Genomic DNA, 20,028 nt, shown 5'->3' with positions numbered 1-20,028 from the left:
AAACCTGCGGCTGGGGAGCGTGGAGCTCCCCGGCCGCAGTACGTCGGTTAGTCGGTCAGATCTGCGCTTCGCCGCGTTTCCAGTAGCCCTGGAAGGAGATCGCGCTCTTCGGCATCCCGGCCGCGTTGACCAGATGGCGGCGTACCGACTTGATCATCGACGACTCGCCGGCCACCCAGGCGTAGTCGGCGCCGTACGGGAGATCGGCGGCTTTGAGTGCCTCGAGCAACGACTTCGGGCCGTCGGAGGTGGGCGCGATCCAGGTGATGTCGGCGGTGCCCGGCGTCGGCAGGGGACGTATGTCGCGGAGATCCGGAACCTCGACGAAGACGTTCGCGTGGGCGGTGGCCGGCAGTTGCTCGAGGATCCCGGCGAGCGCGGGCAAGGCGGTCTCGTCGGCGACGAGCACCCGGCGGATGCTGGTGGCCGGCGGGACGTAGCCAACGCCGGAGTGCAGCAGGCCCTTGGTGCTGGAGGTGTCGACCGCGAACGGCAGGATCAGGCCGAGCTGGTCGCCCACCTGTGCCTCGCTCACCCAGGCCGAGGCGGGTCCGTTGACGCCGTGCAGGACGAACTCGATGTCCATCTCGGCGACCTCGGGACGGAGCGCCCGGATCGTGTACGTCCGCATGATGAAACGCTCCTCGGCCGGCTGCGCGCACCACTCGGTGTACCAGTCCGGGCCGGCCGGGAGCTTGAGCTCACTACCGTCGGGCGGCGAGAGCAGCACCTTGATCCGCTGGTCCGGTCCGGCCGTCACCGCCTCCGCGATCCGCGGTGCGACGAAGGTCACGCGACGCAGGTGCGGGCTGAGGTCGTCGACCGCCGCCACGGTGGCCAGGGCCGAGTCGAACACGATCGGCCGCTCGAGCACAGTCGTCATGCTGTTTCTCCATAAACCTTGCAGGGGAGGCTCAGATGCGGACCCGTGGATGGCCGGGTTATTCTGAGGCGTCTAGAGGTTAGCCTTACCTAAGAGGATCCCAAAGTCCAATGCCCCCGCCCACTGCTGTGGCCGAATCCACAGGTCCGGACGTCGCTGCCCCGTCGCGCCCGCGGCGGACCCGGCGGGTCACGCTGTTCCTCGGGCTCTTCGGCTGTATCGCCGTGCTGGTGCTGATGACGTTGCTCAGCATCGCGGTGGGTTCGAAGCAGATCCCGCTGTCGACCGTGTTCGATGCCTTACGCCACTACAACGACGCGGATACCGATCACGTGATCATCCGCTCACTGCGCGTACCGCGGACCGTGATCGGTCTGCTGGTCGGCGCCGCGCTGGGGCTGTCCGGCGCACTGATGCAGGGTGTCACCCGGAACCCGCTGGCCGACCCCGGCATCCTCGGAGTCAACGGCGGCGCCGCCCTTTTCGTTGTCGCAGGCATCTATTGGTTCAGCATGTCCAGCCTGACGTCGTACGTCTGGCTGGCGTTTGCCGGCGCGGCCGCCGCATCGATCGCGGTGTATCTGCTCGGGTCGCTCGGCCGTGAGGGGGTGACCCCGGTGAAACTGGCGCTGGCCGGTGCGGCGATGACGGCGATGCTCGGATCACTCACCACGGCGCTGCTGATCGGTGACGTCGACACCTTCGACCAGTTCCGGTTCTGGGCGGTCGGATCGCTGGCCGGTCGCGGGTCGGACATCGCGACGCAGGTCGCGCCGTTCATCCTGATCGGGATCGTGCTCGCGCTGGTCTCCGGACGGGTGCTCAACGCTCTCTCACTGGGTGACGAGGTGGCCAAGTCGCTCGGCCAGCGGGTCGGGCTGGCCAGATTGTTCGTCGCGGTGGTCGTCGTACTGCTCTGTGGAGCTGCCACCGCGGCCGCGGGACCGATCGGTTTCATCGGACTGACGATTCCGCACGTGGCGCGGCTCGTGACCGGTCCGGACTATCGCTGGATCCTGCCGTACTCGATGGTGCTCGCCCCGATCCTGCTGCTCGGCGCCGACGTCCTCGGCCGGGTCGTCGCCCAGCCCGGTGAACTGCAGGTCGGGATCGTCACCGCGGTGATCGGTGCGCCGTTCTTCATCGCGCTGGTCCGGCGGCGGAAGCTGGCGGACCTCTGATGGCGACGACGGCTGAGGCAGTTCAGATCATCACCCGGGCCCGGGCGGTCCGGCAGGCTCGTTCGCTCGCCGTGATCGTGGTACTCGCCGTGCTCGTGTTCGCGGCCTTCTGTGTGTCGCTGTCACTCGGCGACTTCAAGATCCCGGTCATCGACGTGGTGAAGACGCTGTTCGGCGGCGGCGACCGGGCGACCGACTTCATCGTCAACCGGCTGCGGTTGCCCAGGGCACTCACCGGCCTGATGGTCGGTGCCGCGCTGGGCATGTCCGGCGCGATCTTCCAGAGCATCGCCCGCAACCCGCTCGCCAGCCCCGACATCATCGGAGTCACGTACGGCGCCAGCGCGTTCGCCGTGTTCGCGATCATCACGCTGGGCCTGACCGGGGTCGCGGTGTCGATCTTCGCGATCGCCGGGGCGGTGCTGACCGCGTTCCTCATGTACGTGCTGGCCTGGCGACAAGGGGTGTCGAGTTACCGGCTGATCCTGATCGGGATCGGGATCGGTGCGATCGCCACCAGCATCACGTCGTACCTGTTGACCAAGGCACGGGTCGAGATCGCCCAGCAGGCGCTGATCTGGCTGACCGGCAGCCTGAACGGGCGGGACTGGTCGAACGTCCGGTCGATGGGGATCACCCTGGCGGTGCTGACTCCGCTGATGGTGTTCCTGATTCACCGGCTGCGGATCCTGCAGCTCGGCGACGAGACGGCGTACGGGCTCGGGTTGCGGGTGGAGAGCTCACGGCTGGGGCTGATCGTGATCGGCGTACTGCTCGCGGCGGTCGCGACGGCCGCGGCCGGGCCGATTGGGTTCGTCGCGTTCGTCGGGCCGCCGATCGCGCGACGGCTGACCCGGTCGCCCGGGCCGGCGATGATCGCGTCCGCTTTGATCGGGGCGCTGGTGGTGGCGTTGTCGGATCTGATCGCGCAGCACGCGTTCGGCGATACGCAGTTGCCGGTCGGGGTGGTGACCGGCTTGGTCGGAGCGCCGTACCTGATCTTCCTGCTGGCCCGGGCCAACCGAGTCGGGAGTGGTGGCTGAGAGATGGAGAACTCTGTGGATTCCGAGATCTTGCACAGCTTGGCTGCTGACGGCCTCGCGGTCGGCTACGACCAGCGGGAGATCATCCACGACCTGTCGGTGCGGATCCCGACCGGGAAGATCACGGTCATCGTCGGCGCCAACGCGTGCGGCAAGTCGACCCTGCTGAAGACGCTGGCCCGGCTGCTCAAGCCCTCGCGCGGCACCGTCCTGCTGGACGGCAGGAGCATCCAGTCGATCCCGACCCGCGAGGTCGCCACCAAGCTGGGTCTGTTGCCGCAGTCACCGACCGCGCCGGAGGGGATCACGGTCGCCGACCTGGTCGGGCGCGGGCGTTACCCGCGCACGCGGTGGATCCGGCAGTGGACCAAGACCGACGACGAAGCGGTCGCGGCCGCGATGACGTCGACTGACGTGCTCTCGATCGCCGAGCGGCCGATCGACGAGCTCTCCGGCGGACAGCGGCAGCGGGTGTGGATCGCGATGGCGCTCGCGCAGGAGACCGACATCCTGCTGCTGGACGAGCCGACGACGTTCCTCGATCTGACGCACCAGTTCGAAGTACTCGATCTGCTGGTCGACCTGAACAAGCAGCAGGAGCGGACGATCGTGCTGGTGCTGCACGATCTCAACCAGGCCTGCCGGTTCGGGGATCACCTGATCGCGATGAAGGACGGCGCGATCGTCTGCGAGGGCAACCCGCGCGAGGTCATCACCGAGGAAGTCGTCCAAGACATCTTCGGCCTGGCCGTGAAGGTCATCCCTGACCCGGTCGCAGGTACCCCGATGGTCGTCCCGCTCGGCCGCCACACCACCCGGACTGACCGGCCCCAAGACCTGCCCAACGCCAACGCCACTGTTGCCTCGGCCTCTGGGTCCGGCGGTGCTGCGGGCTCCGGTGCTGCGTCGGGTGCGGCCTCGGTTGGTGTCAGCCCGGCTGCTCAAGCCTTGGCCGCAAGTGCTGCTGCCAACGGCATCTGTCGCCCGAGCGACCGCTAGACGGTCAGTCGCAGGCCGTCGTACGCGACCTTCCAGTTGGTGAGGTCGGCGGCCAGGGCTGTGGGGGACAAGTGGGTGAGGACCAGGTCGCGGCAGGTGAAGCGGTTGCGGTGTTGGGCGAGCGTCTCGAGGTCCAGGTGCCAGCGGATGGGTGTCGGGCTGTAGCCCTCGCAGAGGAAGAGGTCCACGTCGTCGGCTGCGTCGAGGAGCGCCTCGGTCCACTCGGTGTCGCCTGAACAGGCCAGCGAACCAGCGGGTGTTTGCAGTTGTACGGCGTACGCCGGAGCGCCGGACGCGTGGCGGACCTCGTACGGCGTGATGCGGAGATCGCCGAGCTCACGCGACTGGCCGTCCGCGTGCTCGAGTACGTGCACCTCGAAGCGGCGCTGGACTTGGGATGACCCGGGGTAGAGCGTCTCCATCGCGGTGGTGAGGCGTTCGCGCGTGCCTGGCGGACCGACAACCGTCAGGTCGCGGCTGCGCCGACGGAACTGCCCATCGAGGATGAAGAACGGCAGCCCGCCGAAGTGATCGCCGTGCAGATGTGTGATGACGATCGTCTCGATCTCGTTGGGATCGAACTGTTGTCCGCGCAGCGCGGTCAGGCTCGTCGCGCCGCAGTCGACCAGCACGCGCGGTACGTCGTCCACCGCCACCGCGATACAGGTCTGAAACCGCCCACCTGACCCAAACGCATCACCGCTCCCCACCACCGTGACATCCACCCAAGCACCGTCGCACACGGCTGGGTCCAGACTCCGGCCGGTGCTTACCCGCGCGCAGTGCGGCGGGTCTGGTAGAGGATCAGGCCGGCGAGGAGGGCACCCAGGGTGCCGAGGCCGAGGTCGCCGAGGGTGTCGGTGTAGGCGGTTTGGAGTTCGGGGGAGGAGCGGATGAAGGCGAAGTACTCACCGATCTCCCACACCACCGCGGCGGTCGCGCCGAACCCGAGTGCGACGAAAGCCGTGAGCCCGCGCGAGAGGCCTGGGGGTGCGAAAGCCAGCAGGACGCCGGCGGTGAGCAGGCCCCAGAGGATGAAATGCATCGCGTCGTCCCACCAGGTCACCGTGTCGAAGAGGTTGAGCCGGTTGCCGATCAGGTCGATCAGCCAGGGCAGGGTCATCAGCAGGTCGGCGTGCCAGGGGAAGCCGCGGTGCAGTTTGCTGCGCGTCCGGCCGTACGCCCACCACCACAGCGGCAGCACCATCGCGCCAAGCGGGTAGACGATCAGCCGCGCGGTCGACGCCTTGCCCTTGATACCGCTCAGGTCCGGCCAGATCAGGGCCGTCAGCAACAAAGCGAAGAGCAGGATCTTCGCGGCCAGGGCGGCGTACCGCACCCAGTTCACCCGTGCGGTGGGAACCGTGGTGGCAACCATCGTCGTCATGCCTCCCAGTCAAACCGGCCGCTGGGCGAGGCGGATGAGTACAACTACGGGAAGGACCCCCGCGATGCTCGCCATTGTGGCGGATCGCGGGGGTCCCGGGACAGATACCCGCCGCGGCTCGCGCTGAGCGGATCGATGGTGCGCTCAGCGAGAGCCGTGCGGTCGAGCAGTACTGCGGTCTGGCGCCGACCCAGATCAACGAAGAAGAGTTAGCCGACGCTGACCCGGGGTCGAGGACGAAGTGTCACCCGACGCTAATCGGTCAGCTGACGCTGACCAGGTCCACGACGAAGATCAGGGTCTCGCCGGGCTTGATCGCGCCGCCCGCGCCGCGGTCGCCGTACCCCAGGTGCGGCGGGATGACCAGCTTGCGCCGGCCGCCGACCTTCATCCCCTGAACGCCGGTGTCCCAGCCCTGGATGACCTGGCCGACGCCGAGCTGGAAGGCCAGCGGCGCGCCCCGGTTGTACGACGCGTCGAACTCCTCGCCGGTCGAGTGGGCGACACCCACGTAGTGCACGTTCACCCGCGAGCCGGCCTTGGCCTCATCGCCGTCACCGACGGTGATGTCCGTGATTTCCAGCTCCGCCGGCGGCGGTCCGTCCGGAAAGTCGATCTCTGGCTTGTCAGTCATGCCCCCCAGCTAATCAGACGTCCCACCCGAGTTCCTCCCAGGGCCGTCCCACCGCGCCGGTCGCGTCCGATTGCCGGAGGACGACCGGCACGGGCACGGGGCTGCAACGGTCGTGACCCGGAGCGGACGCGGGGCGTGCAAAGAGGCGCAACCCGGAGCGGCGTCTGTGAGGTCGGTGGTGGCGTGGCGCCGTACCCGGTGGAGTGAGGTACGGCGCCCCGCGACTACCGTCGGTCCCCGCACCGTCGGAGCCCGAGCTGGCCAGAGGCCCGTGCCCGCGGAGGCCCGAGCCGGTGGGTGCTCCTGGACCGGCACCAGCATGAGCCGGCCGCGGTGGCTAGCGGGGGAGGACCTCGCGGAGTTTGGTGGCGAACTCCTCTGGTTTGCCGGGCATGCCGTACTCGTTGCCGAGGAAGCCGCCGTGATTGCTGGGGAAGATGACTGGAGTCAGGCCGAGGCGTTCGGCGGCCACCAGGCCGCCGCGGTGGGCGAGCTCGTCGACAGACTCTTCGCCGACGGCGATCACCAGTCGGTCCTTCGCCTTCGCGAGGGCATCGAAGTCGGGTTGGTACGACGTACAGCCCCGGAGGTTCTGCGCGATCAGGGCATCGCCGCGGGAGCCGTCGTCCTCGGTCGGGAGGCCGAACATCGCCGGATCGGGCGCCGGCTGCTCGGTGTAGTCGTCCGGCACCTCGCCCTTGAAGCTGGTGATCGCGATGAACTTGGCCATCCCGGCGCCCATGCCGTCACGCTGGTACGTCTGATAGATGTCCTCGACCGCCGCCGTCGCCGCCTTGGCGTCCGGCAGGATCCCCGCCAGCGGCGGCTCGTGCGCGACCACGGTGTTGACCAGGTCGGGTCGCTGAGCGAGCAGAGCCAACGCGTTGACCGCACCGCCGCTGCTGGCGAAGAGGTCGACCGGTCCGGCGTCGAGCGTCTCGATCAGCGTGACCAGGTCGGCGGCGTGGTCGTCCGGGGAAAGTTCGGCGTCGTCGTCGCTGCGGACACTCCGCTCCACCCCGCGGGGGTCGTACGTGACGATCGTCCGATCGGTGAAGTGCGACGCCAGGGTCGGGAAGCCGCTCGCCCCCATCGGTGACCCGATCAGCAACAGCACGGGCTGATTGCTGAGCTCGCCGCGTACGTCGTACGTCAGTGTCGCCCCGGGTACGTCGATCGTGCTGGTGACTGGCTCCGGCATGAACAGCTCCTCTTTGAGCGTCCCATCCCCCTCGGCGGGACTCGTGATCGTGAGCCTAGACCGGCTCAGGTGGAACGGACCAGGACCTCAACCTGCACCCAATCGGCATTAATCTCGAACTCCATGCGGACGAAACCGGCGTTGCTCGCGGCAACCCTCGCGGCGGTCCTGACCGTGGCCGGCCTCGCCGCGACCGCATCAGCCGACACCTCCGGTGCGAAGGCTGACACGGAGGACTACGGCCAGTACTCCCTCATGTTCGAGAAGGCGGCAGGCCAGTACTGGGCAGGCCAGTTCGCAGCCGGGCAGTGGGCCTGGACGCCGCTCAGCGCCACCGAGTCCGACATCTCCTGGGGCGACCCGAAGGCCTGGCCGCCGAAGTCCGCCGAGCGCTTCATCCACGACGGCGACTGGGTCCTGCTGGACGGCTACAACGACGGGGCGGGTCGCCCGCTCACCCAGATCCAGCGCGTCACCTCGGAGCAGATCGGCGACGCCAACTGCGCCGACATGAAGGACATCCCGTCAGCCAACGGCCGCCAGCACTACGTCCAGTGGAACATCCCCACCACCGGCTACTGCCTGGACGCCACCGGCACCATCAAGCCGCCGAACGGCTCCACCACCGTCAAGTTCCGCCACCTCCAGAGGTGGCTCCCGCCGCACCCCTGCTCCAACCCGTACTTCACCGGCCAGACCTGCATCACCCAGTTCGAGCAGTGGTGGGACGACAACCAGCACCCGTACTCCCTCCAGCTCTCCCGCACCGTCGAGCTAGCCCGAGGCCTCGGCATGGCCTTCACCAACCGAACCACAGTCCCGGTCACCTGGAACGCCAACGCTCGCTACTACTGGCACTATTAGCCATGGGCACCGTCGGCTACCTGCTCTTGTTGTTGCTGGCGGCAATTGTCAGTACGCAGGTGCTGATGCTGTCCAGTCGCCGTACGCCGTTGGACAAGCGCCTCCGCGACCTGAGCGAAGGTGGCGACGCCGCGTCCCTCGGGATAGCCGCCTCGATCACCTTCGGCGCTCTCGGAGCCTTCATCGGCCATCTCTTCGACGCCCCCGGATCAGGCGCGGCAGCCGGCCTGGCGATCGCCCTGCTGAGCACTGCCGCAGCCATCATCTGGGCCCACAAACGTCGCCAACTGCCGCCCCGCCACCGCGGCGACTAGGTCACGGCCAGCCTGCCTTTGGGGTGGGGGCTTTGTGGGTGAGGAGGCGGCCGGTGGGGGTGGCGAGGAGGCGGTCGAGGTTCGCGTCGAAGGGTTCTTGCATGTGCCAGTCGGCGGTGAGCATGTAGAGGGTTCGGCCGTCGTCGCCGCCCAGGGCGCAGGCGAAACACGCGTGCTCGAGGAGGATGGTTTCGAGGATTTCGCCGCCTTCGGCGACGCGTTGGCAGGCCGGCTGGTCGTCTGACCAGCTCGGAGCCCAGATGGCGCCATCGGCGTCCATGCTGATGCCGTCGCCGGTGCGTGGGGCCCAGACGCGGCGGTTGAAGAGGGTGCCATCGGGGGAGATGTCGTAGGCGGTCAGCTGAGCGGCGAACGACTCGACGATGATCAGGGTCGAGTTGTCCGGGGTGATGACCATGCCGTTGGGAAACGCGAGTTCGTCGGCCACCTGTCGTACTGAACCGTCTGGAGTGACGAGCAGGATGAAGCCCGGGCGTTCACCGGAAGCCGGCTGGAAGTCGCAGCCGCCGTTGACGTAGATGTTGCCGCGGCCGTCGACCACGATCTCGTTCAGACCGCCGTACGACGTCATGTCCGCATGCGTGACCAGGTCACCAGAGGGCTCCTGCCGCAGCAGCAGCCCCTCCGGCCCGGAGACCACCAGCAGACGGCCGTCCGGCAGCCAGTCGATCGAGAACGGGAGAGTCGTCGGCACGCGGGCCATCACCTCCCGCTTACCGGACGCGTCGACGGCGAGGACCTCCTGTGCACCCCAGTTGGAGCACCAGAACCGTCCGTCATGCCACCGCGCCGACTCCCCAATCACAAGCCCTTCAAGCAGTACCTCCGTCATGACAACTCCTCTCGTCTTTCCTACTACACGAATGGCGGAGGAGCAGATCGACAGGTGTCGTCAGCGCTCCCGCCAGGCGAGGGGTGAGGTCCGAAGGGCAGCTTCAGCCAGGCGCCAGCCGAAGGGGGTCTGGATCCGGGAACGGGATGACTCGATCCAGCCGTCAACCCGCTTGTAGCCGGATTCGCCGTACTCGACGGCCTGCATGAGGCACTCGAGACGATCGGCATCCTTGGCGCACCGAGCCTCGATCGTTTCCGCGGCCTCGTACTCGTGGACCGCCTCGCGGATGCTCTTGGCTGCGGCATCGGGGAGAACCGCGACCTGGTCCTCGGTGATCCGCTCGTTGCCGACGACGTCCAGGTACGGCTTGGCGCTGTGCGGGATGTCTCCGATGCGCGTCTCCTGGGAGTCATGCCACATACCTAGGTAGGCGGCGCGAGCGGGGTCTCCGCCTTCCTCGCTGGCGATCAACGCCGCAAGCTGGGCGACTCGGAGGCTGTGCTCTGCGACCGATTCCGGGTCGCGTACGCCGACGTGCCACCAGCCGGCTCGGCGGAGTCGCTTGAGGACCCCCATCTCGTAGGCGAAGGTGACAACTCCGGTTGCATCATGGTCGATGGTGTCATCCGGCACGGCGGTTGCCTTTCTGTCATCGGGTGGTTGCCGCGTCATGGCCAGGCCGGCGTAGCACGCGACGGGGGAGCGGGCGTAGCGGGCGCGGGGGGTCGACCGTCCCGCGCGGTCGAACCGCAGTCATACCATCGCGTGGGCCGCACCGTCCGGAGTGTGCGTTAGGTGCACTAGGCTGATGGCCCGTGAAGGTCTTGGTGATCGGCTCGGGTGGCCGCGAACACGCATTGGTCTGGGCGCTGGCCCAGGACCCTGAGGTCCGGGACATCGTGGCGGCCCCGGGTAACCCTGGCATCGCCGTGTTGCGGCCGGGGTACGACGGGCAAACGATCGTTTGCCGATCGGTGGACATCTCCGACCACGATGCGGTCGTCGCGCTGGCGACCGAGTGCGGCGCCGACCTGGTCGTGGTCGGTCCCGAGGCGCCGCTGGTGGCCGGGCTGGCCGACCCGCTGCGCGAGGCCGGGATCGCCGTCTTCGGTCCGTCCAAGGACTCCGCCCAGATCGAGGGGTCGAAGGCGTTCGCCAAGGACGTAATGGCCGCGGCGAGTGTGCCGACCGGCCGGGCCTACGTGTGTACGACGCCCGAGGAGGCCGCCGAGGCGATCGACGCGTTCGGGCCGCCGTACGTGGTCAAGGACGACGGTCTGGCCGCCGGCAAGGGTGTCGTCGTCACCTCGGACCGGGACGAGGCGCTGGCGCACGCGGCCGGGTGTGAGCAGGTGCTGATCGAGGAGTACCTGGACGGCCCGGAGGTGTCGCTGTTCGCGATCACCGACGGTACGACGGTGCTGCCGATGCAGCCCGCGCAGGACTTCAAACGCCTTGCGGACAACGACGAAGGCCCGAACACCGGTGGCATGGGCGCCTACACACCGTTGCCCTGGGCACCGGAGAAGCTGGTCGAGGAGATCACCGAGAAGGTGCTCCAGCCGACCGTGGACGAACTGCGCCACCGCGGTACGCCGTTCAGCGGCCTGCTGTACGCCGGTCTGGCGCTGACGTCACGCGGCGTCCGGGTGATCGAGTTCAACTGCCGCTTCGGTGATCCGGAGACGCAGGTGCTGCTGCCGCTGCTGAAGACCCCGCTGGGCGGTCTCCTGTACGCCGCCGCGACCGGCAAGCTGGCCGACCACGAGCCGCTGAGCTGGAAGAGCGCGGCCGCGGTGACGGTGGTGCTCGCGGCCAAGAAGTACCCGGCCAACCCGCGCAAGGGTGACGTGATCACCGGTGTCGACCAGGCCGAGGTGGACGACGTCCGCGTCTTCCACGCCGGTACGGCGCTCGAGGACGACGAACTCGTCACGTCGGGCGGCCGGGTCCTCGCGGTCAGTGCGACCGGCAAGGACCTCGACGAGGCCCGCCAGCGGGCGTACGCCGCCGTCGGCCAGATCCGGATCAAGGGCTCCCAGCACCGCACCGACATCGCGCTCAAGGCAGCGCGTGGCGAGATCGCCGTCTGACGGACCGAAGGACAGGAGGTGTCCGATGCCGCGCACCTCGGCGGTCGGATGTCGGCGCCCGTTCTGACGGATACCTCCTGTCCTTCCGCACCTGTCCCGGAAGGAGCCTCTGTACACGCCATAGTGGTGGGCTGCGGACAGCTGACGGTCAGGCGGTGACGGTCTGGGAGAATGGGGTTCGTGCCCAGCTCGAGTAAGCCCCGGATTCCCAACGTTCTCGCCTCGCGTTACGCCAGTCTGTCGATGGCTCAGCTGTGGTCGCCGGAGCACAAGATCGTGCTCGAGCGGCGGCTGTGGGTGGCGGTGCTGACGGCGCAGAAGGAGCTCGGCGTCGCGGTGCCGGACGGCGTGGTGGAGGACTACGAGCGGGTGCTGAAGCAGGTCGACCTGGAGTCGATCGCGGCCCGGGAGCGGGTCACCCGGCACGACGTGAAGGCGCGGATCGAGGAGTTCAGCGCACTCGCCGGGCACGAGCACATTCACAAGGGCATGACGAGCCGGGACCTGACCGAGAACGTCGAGCAGCTGCAGATCCGGGCCGGGCTCGAGCTCGTCCGCGATCGCGCCGTGGCGACCGCCGTACGGCTCGGGCAGAAGGCGGCCGACCACGCGGCGCTGGTGCTGACCGGGCGCTCGCACAACGTCGCCGCGCAGGCGACCACGCTGGGCAAGCGGTTCGCGTCGGCCGCGGATGAGCTGCTGGTGGCGATCGCGCGGATCGAGGAGCTGATCGAGCGGTACCCGCTGCGCGGGATCAAGGGCCCGGTCGGTACGTCGCAGGACATGCTGGACCTGTTCGGTGGCGACCCGGCCAAGCTGGCGCAGCTGGAGTCCGGGATCGCCGAGCACCTCGGGTTCAGCCGGACGCTGACGAGTGTCGGCCAGGTCTATCCGCGGTCGCTCGACTACGACGTCGTCTCGGCGCTGGTCCAGCTGTCCGCCGGGCCGTCGAGCCTCGCGACCACGATCCGGCTGATGGCCGGGCACGAGCTCGTCACCGAGGGGTTCAAGGAGGGCCAGGTCGGGTCCTCGGCGATGCCGCACAAGATGAACACCCGGTCCTGCGAGCGGGTGAACGGTCTGGCGGTGATCCTGCGCGGGTACGCCTCGATGACCGGCGAGCTGGCCGGCAACCAGTGGAACGAGGGCGACGTCTTCTGTTCTGTCGTACGGCGGGTGGCGCTGCCGGACGCGTTCTTCGCGCTGGACGGGTTGTTCGAGACCTTCCTGACCGTGCTGGACGAGTTCGGGGTGTACCCGGCCGTGGTCGGCCGGGAGCTGGAGCGGTACCTGCCGTTCCTGACCACCACCAAGGTGCTGATGGCCGCGGTGAAGAACGGCGTCGGCCGGGAGACCGCGCACGAGGTGATCAAGGAGCACGCGGTCGCGACCGCCCTCGACCTGCGCAAGGGGCTGGCAGAGAACGATCTGTTCCATCGCCTCGGCGCCGACGGCCGCCTCGGCCTCACCGAGGAGCAGATCGTCGGCATCGTGGGCGAGCCGCTGTCCTTCACCGGCGCGGCCGTCGACCAGGTGAACACCGTCGTCGCCAGGATCGACGAGCTCGCCAAGCGCCACCCCGAAGCCGCCGCCTACAGCCCGGGTGACATCCTCTAGTCCGTGTTCGAACCGCTCACCTGGGCGCTGGTCGCCCTCTCGCTGGTCGCGATGGTGTTCGCCATCGTGCTGGCCGTGCTGGACAAGCGGATCAACTGGACCCTGCTGGCGATCCTCGCCGTGGTCGAGGTCGGGCTGCTGGCTCAGCTCGTCGTGGGCATCGTCCAGTTGGCCGGCACCGACCGGGACGTCTCCGGAGTGTTCTTCGTCGGCTACCTGATCGGCGGGCTGATCGTGCTGCCCCTCGGTGCGCTGTGGGCCCTCGCCGAGAGCAGCCGGTGGGGCGCCGGTGCGCTGGCGTTCGCCTGTCTGGTGATCCCGGTCGTCGAGCAGCGCCTGCACGTGATCTGGACCACCTGAGATGACCGACCCGGCGGCGACCAGACACGGCCCTGGCCGGATCCTGATTCTCGTGTACGGCGTCTTCGCGCTGGCCGCGACCGCCCGGGCCGGCGTCCAGATCGCGACCCAGTTCGACCAGGCGCCGATCGCCTACGTCCTGTCGGCCGTTGCCGCGGTCATCTACATCGCGGCGACCTTCGCGTTGGCCAGGGCAACCAAAGTCGCGCGTCGCGTGGCCACCGTCGCGATCGCGGTCGAGTTGGTCGGGGTCATCGCCATCGGCGCGTTCAGTTACGCCGTACCCGAAGACTTTCCGGACGCCACCGTGTGGTCGCACTTCGGTCAGGGTTACGGGTTCGTGCCGCTGGTGTTACCGGTTCTCGGGTTGCTCTGGCTGCGCCGGACCAGCTGATCCGGACTCCCAGGAAACTGCCAGCCGCGCGCAGGGGATGGCTCAGGTTCACCGGCCAGCATCGGTGGCATGCAGATTCCAGGTCATCCTCGGGTCGAGATCGTCGTACCCGTCAAGAACGAGGAACACGACCTCGGTCCGAATATCAGGCGGCTGCGTGAGTTCCTGGACACCGCCTTCCCGTTTCCGGCCGAGGTCTGCATCGCGGACAACGGAAGTACGGACGCGACCTATGAGATCGGTGCCCTGCTGGCCATCGAGCTGCCCGGGGTCCGGGTCGTCCGGCTCGAGCAGTCCGGCCGCGGCCGGGCGCTGAAGAAGGTCTGGTCCGAGAGCACCGCCGACGTGCTCGCCTACATGGACGTCGACCTGTCCACCAACCTGAACGCGTTGCTGCCGCTGGTGGCGCCGCTGTTCGCCGGCCATAGTGACGTTGCCATCGGCACCCGGTTGTCGAACGGGTCGCGGGTGGTCCGGCGGCCGAAGCGGGAGTTCATCTCGCGCTCGTACAACCTGTTGCTGCGGGCCACCTTGAGCGCGCACTTCTCCGACGCCCAGTGCGGGTTCAAGGCGATCCGCGCCGACGTCGCGCACCAACTGCTGCCGCTGGTCGAGGACACCAGCTGGTTCTTCGACACCGAGCTGCTGGTTCTGGCCGAGAAGGCCGGGCTGCGGATCCACGAGGTGCCGGTGGACTGGGTCGACGACCTCGACTCGCGGGTCGCGATCGCCAAGACGGTCGGCGAGGATCTGCGTGGGATCGCCCGGCTCACCCGCAATCTCGGCCGCGGTCAGATCGACCTCGAGCCGGTGCGCCAGGCCTTCGGCCGGCCCCGGATCCTCGATCCACGGACCGCACTGGCCGCGCGGGTGCTGCGGTTCTGCGCGATCGGGGTGCTGAGCACAGCGGCGTACGCGCTGCTCTATCTCGTCCTGCGGCAGGGCATGCCCGCGCAGGTGGCGAATGTGCTCGCCCTGCTCATCACAGCGGTCGGCAACACGGCTCTCAACCGGCGGATCACCTTCGGGGTCCGCGGCATCGAGAACCGCTGGAAGCACCAGTTGCGCGGACTCGTCGCCTTCGGCATCGGCTGGAGCCTGACCGCCTCGTCCCTGTGGCTGCTGCACACCGCGGTGGCGGTGCCGCACCAGGCCGTGGAGATCACTGTTCTCACCCTCGCGAACCTGGCCGCGACCGTGGTCCGGGTCAGCCTCTTCCAGGCGTGGGTCTTCGACGACGACGCACCCACCTTGCCCACCTTCGAACCCCAGGCGGTTCTCGACCAGACCCGGAGCAACTGATATGGCCACGCTGAGCAATCCGGTCAAGGCCGACCCCGTCGAGGCGAGGCCCGGCCGGGTCGGGCCACGGACAGTCGCCACCTCGTACACGATCGGCCGCGACAAAGTCCTGTACGGCGGCCTGCTGGCCCTGACCGCGATCGCGTACCTGTGGGGCCTGTCCAAGAACGGCTACGCCAACGAGTACTACGCGGCCGCGGTGCAGGCCGGGTCGACGAGCTGGAAGGCCTGGTTCTTCGGCTCCTTCGACGCGTCCAGCTTCATCACCGTGGACAAGCCCCCGGCCGCGCTGTGGGTGATGGGACTGTCGGGACGGATCTTCGGCTTCAACGCCTGGAGCATGCTGGTACCGGAGGCGCTGATGGGCGTCGCGAGCGTCGGCTTCGTCTACGTGTCGGTCCGCCGGTGGTTCTCTGCGAACGCCGGTCTGCTGGCCGGGGCGATCCTCGCGCTGACGCCGGTCGCCGTACTGATGTTCCGGTTCAACAACCCGGACGCGCTGCTGGTCATGCTGCTGTGTGCCGGTGCGTGGGCGGTGACCCGAGCGACCGACTCGGACAAGCATGCTGCCCGGTGGATGATGCTGGCCGGAGCCTTCGTCGGCTTCGGGTTCCTCACCAAGATGCTGCAGGCGTTCCTGATCCTGCCGGCCTTCGGGCTGGCGTACCTGATCGCCGGGAAGCCAGCGCTCGGGAAGCGGATCGTCCACAGTGTGCTGGCGCTGGTGTCGCTGATCGTGAGCGCAGGGTGGTGGATCGCGATCGTGGAGCTGATGCCGGCCTCGGGGCGGCCGTACATCGGCGGTTCGCAGAACAACAGCATTCTCGAGCTGACCCTCGGCTACAACGGCCTCGGCCGGTTGAACGGCAACGAGACCGGCTCGGTCGGCGGCGGTGGTGGCGGTGGCGCCGGCTGGGGCGGTGCGACCGGCCTGCAGCGTCTGTTCGGCGGTGAGTTCGGCAGCCAGATCGCGTGGCTGCTGCCGGCCGCGTTGCTGGCGACGATCGTCCTGGTCGTTGCTGCGGGCAAGGCCTCGCGTACGGACAAGACGCGGGCGTTCGCGGTGCTGTGGGGTGGCTGGCTGGTCGGCACCGGGCTGACGTTCAGCTACATGCAGGGCATCATCCACAGCTACTACATGGTGGCGTTGGCGCCGGCGATCGGTGCGCTGATCGGTGCGGCGATGTCGGTGCTGTGGCGGCGCCGGACCGAGTGGTTGCCGCGGGCAACCCTGGCCGGTGGGGCGCTGCTGACCGGCGGCTGGGCATTCGCGCTGCTGAACGGGACGCCTGACTGGCACCCGAGGCTGCGGTGGGTCGTGCTGCTGACCGGCGTACTCGGCGCCGGGGCCGTGATGATCCTGCCGGAGCTGAAGCTGAACCGTACGGCGGCTCGTCGGGCCGGTGTGTTCGCCGGGGTGCTGCTCGCGGTGAGTGCGCTGACCGGACCGGCGGCGTACTCGGTCGCGACGATCAGCACGGCACACGCCGGTGCACTGCCGTCGGCCGGGCCTTCGGGTGCCGGTGGAATGGGCGGTGGCCCTGGCGGTGGCGGGATGGGCCGGATGGGCACGCCGCCCGGGCAGGCCGGGAACGGCAACGGTACGACGGGTGGCCCGGCGACCGGCGACGGTACGAACGGTGTGCCGGGGACGACCGGCAATGGGACCACTGGCAATGGCACTACCGGGAACGGGACCACCGGGACCGGTCGTGGCGGTGGTGGCGGGGTCGGTGGGTTCCTTGGTGGGGGCGGGATCAGCGGCGTGTCGAGTGAGCTGATCACGCTGCTGCAGAACGGCTCCAAGGGCTACACCTGGGCGGCCGCCGCAGTCACCGCGAACGGGGCCGCGCCGCTGCAGATCGCGTCCGGCGAACCGATCATGGCGATCGGCGGCTTCAACGGCACCGACCCGGCGCCCTCGCTGGCCGAGTTCCAGGAACTGGTTGCCCAGGGCAAGATCCACTACTTCATCGGTAGTGGTGGCGGTGGAATGGGCGGCCGGAGCGGCACCTCGAGCGAGATCGCGACCTGGGTCGCGGAGAACTTCCAGGCCCAGACCGTCGGCAGCACCACCGTCTACGACCTCACCACCAGTTGAGAAACCGGAGTACAACGCTATGACTCAGAACACCAATCCGCCGGCCAACGAGGCCCAGTGGCAGGCCGCGCGAGCGGGCACCCCGGACGAGCCTGCACCCGCCGCAGGGCACCAGGCGGAGGAGGGGAAGGGGAAGGGCGACGGGCGGCCGAGCAACCTGGTGCTGGCCGGAGCCGGGTCTCTGCTGGCGGTGCTGGCGTTCCTGGGTGGGACTGCGGTTGGTCACGCCTGGGATGGCTCCAGCACCCAGCAGAACCAGTTCGGCGGCCCGGGCGGCGGCGGAGGCCGCCAGTTCCCTGGCCAGCAAGGCCAACAGGGCCAGGTCCCAGGCCAGGGCACGAACGGCCAAGGTCAGGGTCAAGGCACTGTCCCAGGCCAAGGCAACCAGCCCAGCACCGGCACCGGCCAAACCCAAACCAGCTGACCCAACAAGCAGTCCGGTGGGCTTGAGGGCGGACAACCCAGCCCGCCGGGCGCGGGCCACCCGCTCGGGCCTTCGCAGGGCGCCGGGTAGACCACCTGTTGGGGTGGTTCGTGGGGTGGCAGCCCGGCCCAACTGGGATGTACTTCCGGTTGGGCCGGGCTTTCGTGGTTGCGGTCACAGTGGGTTGCGACACGCGGGGACGGTTCGGGGAGGTGCGTGGAGGGGTAAGGATCGGGGGGTGGAATGGTCGAACGTCACCTGGTTCCTGACCGCCCTCGGTGCGGTCGTCGTACTGCTGACGCGCGTCCGGCTCGGTGGGACCGTTGTCGACGGCACCGGTCATGGCGCCGGTCGGCATGGGTACTCCGCCGTCCTGCTACGCCTGCACACCGTCGTCGGAGTGATCACACTGATCGGCTGGGTCGTTGCCCTGGTCACCGGTCGTCGTGAGATCGCCCTGATCATGCTGGTCGGGTGGTGGCTGCTGACCCTCGTCGGATTGTTGCTCCTGGCCCGTTGGCTGCCCAGCCACGCCAAACACTCGGAGGACGTGAAGACCGACGCCTGGGGTTCCGGCGCCGGCCTGTCCGTTCTCGGCCACGTCGGCATGCTGGTCGGCGTCAGCTACTTCACCTTCGTCACCATCACCGATCGGTTCTGAGCCCGTCCAGGAGTGCGGTGACCGAACGCCGTACGCCGGTCTCGAACTCGTCCTGGGAGAGCGTGGCCCCGACCCCGGCGACGCGGTCGTACATCAGCCCGTCCAGCATCGCGGCCACCGGCCAGGCCGTCTCCGACGGACTCGGGACCCCGAGGCCACCCAGGAGTTGAGCGAGCATGGCTCGCAGTTGGCGCGAACCTTCGTCGATCGCGGCCCGGAGTTCCGGCTGCCGACTGGCTTCCAGTGACAACTCGTAGCGCGCCACCAGATCGTCCGGCCGGTCCGTTGCCAAGCTGACCGCCATCTCGATCAGCAGGTCCAGCGGTGATCCCGCGTTCATCGGCGGCGAGGCGCTCAGATCGCGGGCGAGCATCCGGTTCACGCAGGCGGTGAGCAGCGCGCTCCGGGTCCGCAGGTAGTACGACGTCGAGCCCGGCGGCAGACCGGCTTCCGCGTCGACCGCGCGGTGCGTCAGCCCACGCAGACCGCGGGTCGCGACCAGATGGATCGCGGCATCGGCAATGGCATCCCGGCGATCCGCACCCAGCGGAACCTGCTTCGTCACGGCCGTCAGTCTCCCACTGTTCAGATTGACTCTACAGATGTAGAGTCTGGCGCATGAGTACGGCGATCGTGGTGGGAGCGGGAATCGGCGGGGTCACGGCGGCCGTCGCACTGCAGCGGTGCGGCTGGCAGGTCACGGTGCTGGAACGGGCGCCGGAGTTGGGTGAGGTGGGTGCCGGGATCTCGGTCTGGCCGGCCGCGGTCGCCGTCCTGGAGGAGCTCGGGGTGAAGGGCGTCGAGAAGGCGGCCGCGCTCTCCGCGCCGGCCGGGATGCACAAGCCCGACGGCCGCTGGGTGGTGGAGGCGGCCGACCTCGGGGTCGAGCTCCCGGTGATGATCCACCGGGCGCAACTGCACGACCTGATCACGGACCAGTTCGGCCCGGGGATCACGGTCCGGACCGGCTACACCGTCACGAAGGTCGTCCAGGACGACTCCGGGGTGACGATCAATGACGACCTGCGGGCCGACCTGGTGGTCGCGGCCGACGGCATCCGCAGTGTGATCCGGCAGACGCTCTACCCGGAATACAAGGGCACGCGGTACTCCGGTTACACGGCGTACCGGGGGATTGCCGACGTACAGATCGACGACGGTGGTGGCGAGACTTGGGGCCGTGGGCAACGGTTCGGGTTCGCACGGCTGATCGACGGGCGGATCTATTGGTACGCGACCGCCAACCAGCCGGCCGGGCAGAGTGGCGATCACGCCACGGTGACCAGCGACTTCGGCGACTGGCACGAGCCGATCCCGACGATCCTCGCGGGCACGCCGCCGGAGGCCGTTCTGCAGAACGACATCCACGACCTGTCGGTGCCGCTGGTCCCGTTCGTCCTGGGCCGCGTGCTGCTGCTCGGCGACGCCGCTCACGCGATGACACCGAACCTCGGCCGCGGCGCCTGCTCGGCGATCGAGGACGCCGGCGCTCTCGCCAGACACCTGGCCGGCGGCGCCGAGTTGGGTACGGCGCTGGCGGCGTACGACAGGGAGCGCCGCCCCTTGACCACCAAGCTGGTCAAGCGGTCGCGTGGGGTCGGCCGGGTCGGTCAGGTGGAGAACCGGGTGGTGTGTGCGATCCGGGACGGACTGCTCGGGCTCGGCGGCAAGCTGGTGTCGCTGCGGAGGCGGAAGTAGCGGTCCCGGCGGCGGA

General features: G+C 68.8%; 22 protein-coding genes. 14 read left to right on the top strand and 8 right to left on the bottom strand.

Annotated features, from left to right (window positions below):
- Nucleotides 1-55 precede the first annotated feature (55 nt).
- Entirely contained in the window at nucleotides 56-883 is an 828-nt protein-coding gene (locus tag ACGFIF_RS21175) for a siderophore-interacting protein (RefSeq protein ID WP_393156563.1), read from the bottom strand.
- 110 nt (nucleotides 884-993) lie between these two features.
- Here ACGFIF_RS21175 and ACGFIF_RS21170 point away from each other — a divergent pair, with 110 nt between their 5' ends.
- The 3 genes from ACGFIF_RS21170 to ACGFIF_RS21160 are packed head-to-tail and all read left to right on the top strand — an operon-like array spanning nucleotide 994 to nucleotide 4,106.
- Nucleotides 994-2,064 (top strand): FecCD family ABC transporter permease, encoded by a 1,071-nt coding sequence (locus ACGFIF_RS21170; protein ID WP_393156562.1) that lies wholly within the window; start codon nucleotides 994-996, stop codon nucleotides 2,062-2,064.
- Nucleotides 2,064-3,107: a FecCD family ABC transporter permease gene (locus ACGFIF_RS21165; protein WP_393156560.1), complete on the top strand. Its 1,044-nt coding sequence runs from the start codon at nucleotides 2,064-2,066 to the stop codon at nucleotides 3,105-3,107. Before ACGFIF_RS21170 ends, ACGFIF_RS21165 begins: the two co-directional genes overlap by 1 nt.
- A gap of 15 nt (nucleotides 3,108-3,122) precedes the next feature.
- Nucleotides 3,123-4,106 carry an ABC transporter ATP-binding protein gene (locus tag ACGFIF_RS21160; protein WP_393156559.1) on the top strand — a complete coding sequence of 328 codons (984 nt, stop codon included), beginning with the start codon at nucleotides 3,123-3,125 and terminating at the stop codon, nucleotides 4,104-4,106.
- On the opposite strand, the gene ACGFIF_RS21155 is transcribed toward ACGFIF_RS21160, so the two are convergent.
- The 4 genes from ACGFIF_RS21155 to ACGFIF_RS21140 all read right to left on the bottom strand — a co-directional run bounded on the left by ACGFIF_RS21155 (nucleotide 4,103) and on the right by ACGFIF_RS21140 (nucleotide 7,328).
- Nucleotides 4,103-4,831, bottom strand: coding sequence for an MBL fold metallo-hydrolase (locus tag ACGFIF_RS21155; protein WP_393156557.1), 729 nt, complete (start codon nucleotides 4,829-4,831; stop codon nucleotides 4,103-4,105). The two genes, ACGFIF_RS21160 and ACGFIF_RS21155, sit on opposite strands and share 4 nt — an antisense overlap.
- Before the next feature lie 44 nt (nucleotides 4,832-4,875).
- A complete protein-coding gene (locus ACGFIF_RS21150) occupies nucleotides 4,876-5,493 on the bottom strand; it encodes a hypothetical protein (protein ID WP_393156555.1) in 618 nt (205 codons plus the stop codon).
- A gap of 262 nt (nucleotides 5,494-5,755) precedes the next feature.
- Nucleotides 5,756-6,127 (bottom strand): FKBP-type peptidyl-prolyl cis-trans isomerase, encoded by a 372-nt coding sequence (locus ACGFIF_RS21145; RefSeq protein WP_132210208.1) that lies wholly within the window; start codon nucleotides 6,125-6,127, stop codon nucleotides 5,756-5,758.
- 337 nt (nucleotides 6,128-6,464) lie between these two features.
- On the bottom strand, nucleotides 6,465-7,328 hold the full coding sequence (locus tag ACGFIF_RS21140) for an alpha/beta fold hydrolase (RefSeq protein ID WP_393156554.1): 864 nt from the start codon (nucleotides 7,326-7,328) through the stop codon (nucleotides 6,465-6,467).
- Between the two features lie 123 nt (nucleotides 7,329-7,451).
- Between ACGFIF_RS21140 and ACGFIF_RS21135 the strand changes: the two genes are divergently transcribed.
- Both ACGFIF_RS21135 and ACGFIF_RS21130 read left to right on the top strand, forming a co-directional pair.
- Nucleotides 7,452-8,192, top strand: coding sequence for a hypothetical protein (locus ACGFIF_RS21135; protein WP_393156553.1), 741 nt, complete (start codon nucleotides 7,452-7,454; stop codon nucleotides 8,190-8,192).
- Between the two features lie 2 nt (nucleotides 8,193-8,194).
- Nucleotides 8,195-8,506, top strand: coding sequence for a hypothetical protein (locus ACGFIF_RS21130; RefSeq protein WP_393156552.1), 312 nt, complete (start codon nucleotides 8,195-8,197; stop codon nucleotides 8,504-8,506).
- Nucleotide 8,507: 1 nt separating this feature from the next.
- Here the strand turns inward: ACGFIF_RS21130 and ACGFIF_RS21125 are convergent, their stop codons facing one another.
- Together ACGFIF_RS21125 and ACGFIF_RS21120 are read right to left on the bottom strand one after the other, a co-directional pair.
- A complete protein-coding gene (locus tag ACGFIF_RS21125; RefSeq protein ID WP_393156550.1) occupies nucleotides 8,508-9,359 on the bottom strand; it encodes an SMP-30/gluconolactonase/LRE family protein in 852 nt (283 codons plus the stop codon).
- A gap of 60 nt (nucleotides 9,360-9,419) precedes the next feature.
- Nucleotides 9,420-9,995, bottom strand: a complete 576-nt coding sequence (locus ACGFIF_RS21120; protein WP_393156548.1) for an HD family hydrolase — start codon at nucleotides 9,993-9,995, stop codon at nucleotides 9,420-9,422.
- 182 nt (nucleotides 9,996-10,177) lie between these two features.
- Between ACGFIF_RS21120 and purD the strand changes: the two genes are divergently transcribed.
- From purD to ACGFIF_RS21080, 8 genes are all read left to right on the top strand, one after another.
- A complete protein-coding gene (purD, locus tag ACGFIF_RS21115; protein WP_393156547.1) occupies nucleotides 10,178-11,455 on the top strand; it encodes a phosphoribosylamine--glycine ligase in 1,278 nt (425 codons plus the stop codon).
- Between the two features lie 171 nt (nucleotides 11,456-11,626).
- Nucleotides 11,627-13,072: an adenylosuccinate lyase gene (purB, locus tag ACGFIF_RS21110; protein WP_393156545.1), complete on the top strand. Its 1,446-nt coding sequence runs from the start codon at nucleotides 11,627-11,629 to the stop codon at nucleotides 13,070-13,072.
- Between the two features lie 3 nt (nucleotides 13,073-13,075).
- On the top strand, nucleotides 13,076-13,432 hold the full coding sequence (locus ACGFIF_RS21105; protein WP_393156544.1) for a hypothetical protein: 357 nt from the start codon (nucleotides 13,076-13,078) through the stop codon (nucleotides 13,430-13,432).
- Nucleotide 13,433: 1 nt separating this feature from the next.
- Nucleotides 13,434-13,826 (top strand): hypothetical protein, encoded by a 393-nt coding sequence (locus ACGFIF_RS21100; RefSeq protein WP_393156543.1) that lies wholly within the window; start codon nucleotides 13,434-13,436, stop codon nucleotides 13,824-13,826.
- Between the two features lie 69 nt (nucleotides 13,827-13,895).
- The gene (locus ACGFIF_RS21095; RefSeq protein ID WP_393156541.1) at nucleotides 13,896-15,128 is read left to right on the top strand and encodes a glycosyltransferase; all 1,233 of its coding nucleotides are present in this window, start codon (nucleotides 13,896-13,898) and stop codon (nucleotides 15,126-15,128) included.
- 1 nt (nucleotide 15,129) lies between these two features.
- Nucleotides 15,130-17,229, top strand: coding sequence for an ArnT family glycosyltransferase (locus ACGFIF_RS21090; protein ID WP_393156539.1), 2,100 nt, complete (start codon nucleotides 15,130-15,132; stop codon nucleotides 17,227-17,229).
- Nucleotides 17,230-17,248: 19 nt separating this feature from the next.
- Nucleotides 17,249-17,653, top strand: a complete 405-nt coding sequence (locus tag ACGFIF_RS21085) for a hypothetical protein (protein ID WP_393156537.1) — start codon at nucleotides 17,249-17,251, stop codon at nucleotides 17,651-17,653.
- Nucleotides 17,654-17,891: 238 nt separating this feature from the next.
- Complete coding sequence (locus ACGFIF_RS21080) at nucleotides 17,892-18,314, top strand: hypothetical protein (protein WP_393156536.1); 423 nt, start codon at nucleotides 17,892-17,894, stop codon at nucleotides 18,312-18,314.
- Here ACGFIF_RS21080 and ACGFIF_RS21075 read toward each other — a convergent pair.
- Nucleotides 18,298-18,879, bottom strand: a complete 582-nt coding sequence (locus ACGFIF_RS21075) for a TetR/AcrR family transcriptional regulator (RefSeq protein ID WP_393156534.1) — start codon at nucleotides 18,877-18,879, stop codon at nucleotides 18,298-18,300. The genes ACGFIF_RS21080 and ACGFIF_RS21075 overlap by 17 nt on opposite strands.
- A gap of 53 nt (nucleotides 18,880-18,932) precedes the next feature.
- Between ACGFIF_RS21075 and ACGFIF_RS21070 the strand changes: the two genes are divergently transcribed.
- A complete protein-coding gene (locus tag ACGFIF_RS21070) occupies nucleotides 18,933-20,012 on the top strand; it encodes an FAD-dependent monooxygenase (protein WP_393156532.1) in 1,080 nt (359 codons plus the stop codon).
- The last annotated feature ends 16 nt before the right edge of the window (nucleotides 20,013-20,028 follow it).

The organism is Kribbella sp. NPDC049174 (assembly GCF_043197365.1).
Lineage (GTDB): Bacteria > Actinomycetota > Actinomycetes > Propionibacteriales > Kribbellaceae > Kribbella.
This window is presented reverse-complemented; position numbering and strand designations above follow the sequence as displayed.